This is a genomic window from Lentibacillus sp., from assembly GCF_035301925.1.
GTDB lineage: Bacteria > Bacillota > Bacilli > Bacillales > Amphibacillaceae > Lentibacillus.
In genome coordinates, this window is the sequence record NZ_DATGTI010000086.1 from 1 (window position 1) to 5,880 (window position 5,880).

Consider the following 5,880-nt stretch of genomic DNA (forward strand, 5'->3'; position numbering starts at 1 on the left):
CTTGCATAAAATTCGGCCACACAAGTGATAATTGCAGACCGATAGCCGTTCCGGTAACTACACCGACGGCAACTGTAATGACAAAGCCCCGGGTCCAGCGCCTTGCCAGCAGCCGGTAATGCGGATCTTTCTTTCTGATCCCGATAAATTCAGCAATTGATATCATCAGTGGGACACCAACACCGAGTGTGGCAAAGATGATATGGAATCCGAGCGTCATGGCAGTAAGTAGTCTGCTCATCAGTACTGTATCCAGCTCCATATTTAATCCTCCTTAATTGGAATGTGTATATAGATGGCATACGTGAAATTTTTTGAAAGGTTGCTGCATTGTAGTTTTCCCTATACAGATAGTATAAACCATTGACTTAAGGCCGCGTACTTGTAACTGTGACAGCAGAATGAAAACTTTGTTGCGAAATAGTTAACATTAGCCGCATTGATGTCAGATTCTAAATGGTATGGTAAACTATGAACAAATATATTGGTGTATGGAGGGACCGGTATGAAACGGGACTATGCCGTAATCGGGTTAGGTCGTTTTGGCGGCAGTATTTGTAAAGAACTTAGTTCAGAAGGCATGCAAGTGTTGGCCATTGATTCAGACGAAGATAAAATAAATGAATTTAAAAATATTGCCTCACATGCAGTCATTGCTGATTCCACGGATGAAGCTACACTGAAGGAGCTTGGTATTAAGAATATTGATCATGTCATTGTCGCGATCGGCGATAATATACAGGCAAGTATTTTAACAACTGTTGTCTTAACGGATCTTGGTATCAAAACAATTACTGTTAAAGCACAAAACGATTATCACGAGAAGATTTTGAACCGGATTGGTGCGAATCAGGTTGTCCATCCTGAACGGGATATGGGTAAACGTATTGCACGTAATGTAATCTCCAATAACATATTGGATTATCTTGAGCTTTCCGACGATCACAGCATTGTTGAAGTGAAAGTCGGCAGAAAAATGGGAGGGAAAACGTTAGCCGAACTGGACATCAGGGCCGAATATGGATGTAACGTTGTAGCGATTAAACGTGAACAGGATATTAATGTTTCGCCGGCTGCAGACGAAATTCTTAAAAACGATGATATCCTCATTGTGATCGGCGCTGACAATGATATATCCAGATTTGAAAAACACCTTGTGATTGAACGGTAACCTTATTCATTACTACCATGAACATAAACTTATTAATTCAAGAAAAAGCAATACTAAAGACGACACAGTTATTCATTTTTTTCAAAAGAGGCTGAGCCTTGATTCATGAAAATATGGTAAGTAAGTGAACTGGATTAAGACGCTTCAGTTTCTGGCTCTGTTATTGTATTGGCGGCTGGTGCAACAACCAGAATAGAGTTAATCTACCATGCGTGTTTCCCAAAGAGGGAGCACAATCGGTGGTGCACCGTGGTCGTTGGAGTCAGAGTACAATAACGGGCTCTAATGCACCATAGTAATACGACCTTCCTCGCCAGCCGTAGAACCAATATCGCAATCCGAACTATTTTCATTCTCTGTGATGAAGCGCTGGTTTTGTGCTGCTTGTGTGACTATATATCGAAAGAAAAGTTAAAAAGGTGGCATGAAAAATGAATTTTTTCATGCCACCTTTACTGTTTAAAATCCGATTATAATAGTGAAACAGCCCTTAAAACAGGCGCCGCTGCTTGGAATTTAAATCTCCATAATGATCGGTAATATCATTGGGCGCCGCTTTGTTTTTTCAAAGAGGAATGGTGCAATGGTATCGGTTATTTCATTTTTAATTTCAGACCATTGGCTTGTCCTGCGCTCCATCACTTTTTCCAAATGCTTGGAAACAAGTTTCTGGGCTTCGTTGATCAGGTCTTCTGATTCGCGCATGTAAACAAATCCGCGGGAGATGATATCAGGGCCTGATGCAATTTTAAATTCTTTCATGTTGATGCTGACCACAATCATAACAAGGCCTTCTTCCGACAGAATACGGCGGTCACGCAGTACAATATTGCCTATATCGCCAATTCCGTTTCCATCAACATAAATGGAACCTGATGGGATTTTACCGGCAATCATGGCGTTGTCACTGCCCAATGCAAGGACATCTCCATTATCCATAATAAATGAATTGGCTGGATTGATACCACATGCTTCCCCAAGTTTAAGGTGTTCTTTCAGCATACGGTATTCACCGTGGATCGGCATAAAATATTTCGGTTTCATAAGTCTGAGCATCAGTTTTTGCTCATCCTGGCTGCCGTGTCCCGAGGTGTGAATATCACTTAATGGACCATGAATGACATCTGCTCCGGCACGATACAGTTTATTGATCGTCCGGCTGACACTTACCGTATTACCAGGGATTGGAGAAGATGAAAAGACGACCATATCACCAGGGATAATCTGAATTTGACGGTGAGTGCCATTTGCTATTCGCGACAATGCTGCCATTGGTTCACCTTGGGATCCTGTACAAAGAATGGTCACCTTGTGTGCAGGTAAACGGTTAATCTGGCTCGCTTCTATGAATGTATCTTTAGGCGCCTGGATATAGCCCAGCTCCTGACCAATACGGATGGAAGATTCCATACTGCGGCCAAATACAGCTATTTTACGGTCATATTTAACTGCTGCTTCCACTACTTGCTGCAGACGATAGATATTCGAGGCGAATGTTGCAAAAATTAGTCGCCCTTCGACTCTGCTGAATATGTCACGAATGTTCTCGCCAACAACCCGCTCTGACATGGTAAACCCTGGCACTTCGCTGTTGGTACTGTCTGAAAGCAGGCAAAGTACGCCTTCTTTGCCAATTTCAGCCATTTTGGTCAAGTTGGCAGGATCGCCAACAGGTGTGAAGTCAAATTTGAAGTCACCGGTATGAACGATATTTCCCGGTGGTGTTTTGACAACGATACCATATGAATCAGGAATACTGTGGGTTGTGCGGAAAAAAGAAACAGATGTCTTACGGAATTTGATAACATCATCCTCTTGAATGGTGTTCAATTTCGCATTCCGCAATAGACCATGTTCCTCCAATTTATTTCGTATTAAACCAATCGCAAGCTTTCCGGCATAAATTGGAACATTTATGTCACGCAGGAGGTAAGGGATCCCTCCGATATGGTCCTCATGCCCGTGCGTTATGAATAATCCTTTTATTTTATCCTGGTTTTGCGTCAGATAGGTGTAGTCTGGAATGACATAATCGATACCAAGCAATTCGTCTTCCGGAAATTTGATTCCGGCATCAACGAGGATGATTTCATCCTGAAATTGGATTCCATATGTGTTTTTTCCGATTTCACCAAGTCCGCCTAACGCAAAAACAGCTGTCTGATCATTTTTAACAAACTTCATTATGTCAGATGTTCTCCAGTTCAAATTGCTCGGATTTTTTTTCAAAGGCTAAATGGGCATCATCCAGAATTTGGATAAATTCAATGTTATAGTTGCGATCGGAAAGTTTGCGGCGTACATCTCTCTCAGATGAACCTTCAATATATAAGCTTTTTGTTCGTTCACGTACAGGTATTTCATCAGGCAGTTCCTGATATAAAACTTTAAAAACCATGATTATCTCTCCTAACACATCGATACTTTTAGTAAAACGTTTTTTATTCCGTACTCCTGTTCAAATGGCTCTTTTCATCGCAAAATAACTGATGACTACACGCCGAATAAAAGGTGGTTTTATTATCAGCCTTGCCACCGTATAGTGCCTTAATGGGTTTTCCACAGCAATTTAAGTTCCACAACCTTTCCTGCACAGTTATTTAAGGTAGTCTTTTTTAAAGGTTGTAGGTACACGTCCTCTTCCCAGAAAATCTTTCCAGCGTTTTTTTAGCTTTTCTTTCAGGCGTTTCAACATGAGATATGCATCTCCTTTCAGTTGTTTAAGAAAAGCATTAAAAACGTACGTTCTACCGATCCAATCCCTCTTAACTATAGTATAATACGGTTAGCGTATTTTTGAAATAAAAACATTCCATTTGTTTAAAAAAGATCTCCCTTTATTGTTTAGCAGAAGCTTTCAACGTGAATGATTAACAGTTATTTTTCGCTGATTACATAAAATTATGCAGGAACCCATAATGATAGATCCCTGCAGGTTCATATCCCGTATGTAATGGGCCGCAATCCCAAAAAAACGGGGAATAACGGTCCCTGAATGTCCGATTCTGTTCAACTAACAGTCAATGGGGGAGAGCACCCCATTGACTGAAGTTTCACTTTACTTACCCGATTGATTTTGAATTATCCGGGATGGCGAATGGATTTTCTTTATTAATGTGATCATAAAACATAACGCCATTCAAATGATCTATTTCGTGCTGCACAACAATGGCAGCATAGTCACGCAGCCGTAATTTCAGTTCCTTGCCATCCATTCCAATGGCTTTTACGGTTACACGGGCATTCCGTGGGACGTACCCTTCCACGTCCCGGTCGACGGACAGACAGCCTTCCCCGGCTGACAGGTATGCCTGTTCGACCGAATGGCTGACGATTTTGGGGTTAATCAGACCGTAACTGTAAAGTTTCCCTTTTAAGTCCTCAAAGTGAACAGCACACATTCGTTTATTAATTCCCAGTTGTGTTGCAGCCAGTCCAACACCGGGCCTCAGACCATATTTATTTGCCATTTCTTCGTCTTGACTGTTTTTGATAAATGTCAGCATATCGTTTAATAGCTGTATATCTTCATCAGATGGAGGAATGGGTACTTCCTCAGCTTTTTCACGTAATGAAGGATGTCCTTCCTTGACGATATCGTCCATTGTTATCATTATTTGACACTCCCTAGCTTAATCATAAAGTGAAACTTCATTCAGCGGGTGCTTTTCCCTGCTGAATTGAACAGAATCGGGCATTTACGGACAGTTATCCGCCGTTTTTTTGGGATTACTGCCCATTACATGCAGGGTAGTGGTATTTTAACATATTATGCTTTGAAGCATCATAAATTTGCTGTAGGACAGGCAAAATTCATCAAAAATAATCCGATTTATCCGAATGATATGATATACTGTGATAGAAATTCCGCACCTGAGTTGAAGGAGGAAATGTTTGTGATATGGAAAAAGTTATCATTATTCATTAGTTTATTCATTCTGATCATTTTTCTGTCTGCCTGTAACAGTACAGCGTCGTCAGAACAAATTTATAATCATTTGGAAAAAGCTGTTGAACTTGAGCAGACGTTTGACGAACAGCAAGATTCGATCGTTGAGCTTGAGCAGGAAGAACAGGAAATATACAGTCAAATCATTGATTTGAGTATGGAAGAGTTCGATAAAATTAAGGAACTATCCGGACAAGCACTTGATAATATCGAAACAAGAAATGAAAAAATAGACTTGGAAAAAGAGAGCATTGATGCATCAAAAGAAGCGTTTTCCAATATTGAAGATATGATCCCTGAGCTGGAGCAAGAAGCTGCAAACGAAAAAGCGGAAGAAATGTACAATGTCATGATGGACCGTTATGAGGCTTATGATAAACTTCATGAAGTTTATTCCAAGTCATTAACGCTTGAAGAAGAATTATATACAATGCTGCAGCAGGAAGACCTTGAACAAGATACCCTCTCGGAACACATCGCAAAATTGAATGAAAATTATCAAAAAGTGATTGATGCCAACAAGTCGTTCAATGAACTTACGACCAAGTACAACACATTAAAAGAAGAATTCTATAACGCCGCTGGAATAGAAGTGGAATTTGAAGAGAACCCTACAGGAGAAGGAGAAAGTGATAGCGGCGATTCAAATGAATCAGAGCAGGAAAAAGAATCAAATGAATCAGAACAAGAAAAGGAATCAGATGAATAAAACATCTGGTTCTTTTTTGTAACTTAGAAGATTAAATAATGGATAACCTTA

The 5,880-nt window shown here is 40.4% G+C and carries 6 protein-coding genes; 2 read left to right on the top strand and 4 right to left on the bottom strand.

Going from position 1 to position 5,880, the window contains the following annotated elements; genetic code table 11:
• Positions 1-262 (bottom strand): cytochrome ubiquinol oxidase subunit I (locus VK080_RS07450; RefSeq protein WP_324224141.1); only part of this gene is annotated, 262 nt, incomplete at its 3' end.
• A gap of 243 nt (positions 263-505) precedes the next feature.
• On the opposite strand from VK080_RS07450, the gene VK080_RS07455 reads away from it, so the two are divergent.
• Positions 506-1,171, top strand: coding sequence for a TrkA family potassium uptake protein (locus VK080_RS07455; protein ID WP_324224142.1), 666 nt, complete (start codon positions 506-508; stop codon positions 1,169-1,171).
• Between the two features lie 516 nt (positions 1,172-1,687).
• Here the strand turns inward: VK080_RS07455 and rnjA are convergent.
• The 3 genes from rnjA to def all read right to left on the bottom strand — a co-directional run bounded on the left by rnjA (position 1,688) and on the right by def (position 4,785).
• Positions 1,688-3,355 (bottom strand): ribonuclease J1, encoded by a 1,668-nt coding sequence (gene rnjA / locus VK080_RS07460; protein WP_324224143.1) that lies wholly within the window; start codon positions 3,353-3,355, stop codon positions 1,688-1,690.
• Positions 3,356-3,359: 4 nt separating this feature from the next.
• Complete coding sequence (locus VK080_RS07465; protein WP_324224144.1) at positions 3,360-3,569, bottom strand: DNA-directed RNA polymerase subunit epsilon; 210 nt, start codon at positions 3,567-3,569, stop codon at positions 3,360-3,362.
• A gap of 664 nt (positions 3,570-4,233) precedes the next feature.
• Positions 4,234-4,785, bottom strand: a complete 552-nt coding sequence (def, locus tag VK080_RS07470; RefSeq protein WP_324224145.1) for a peptide deformylase — start codon at positions 4,783-4,785, stop codon at positions 4,234-4,236.
• A gap of 282 nt (positions 4,786-5,067) precedes the next feature.
• On the opposite strand from def, the gene VK080_RS07475 reads away from it, so the two are divergent.
• On the top strand, positions 5,068-5,829 hold the full coding sequence (locus VK080_RS07475; RefSeq protein WP_324224146.1) for a YkyA family protein: 762 nt from the start codon (positions 5,068-5,070) through the stop codon (positions 5,827-5,829).
• Positions 5,830-5,880: the final 51 nt, after the last annotated feature.

What these genes read in the sequence shown, in the direction of transcription:
- def (WP_324224145.1), bottom strand. Translation starts at nt 4,785, where the DNA reads ATGATAACAATGGACGATATCGTCAAGGAAGGACATCCTTCATTACGT.
- rnjA (WP_324224143.1), bottom strand. Translation starts at nt 3,355, where the DNA reads ATGAAGTTTGTTAAAAATGATCAGACAGCTGTTTTTGCGTTAGGCGGA.
- VK080_RS07465 (WP_324224144.1), bottom strand. Translation starts at nt 3,569, where the DNA reads ATGGTTTTTAAAGTTTTATATCAGGAACTGCCTGATGAAATACCTGTA.
- VK080_RS07455 (WP_324224142.1), top strand. Translation starts at nt 506, where the DNA reads ATGAAACGGGACTATGCCGTAATCGGGTTAGGTCGTTTTGGCGGCAGT.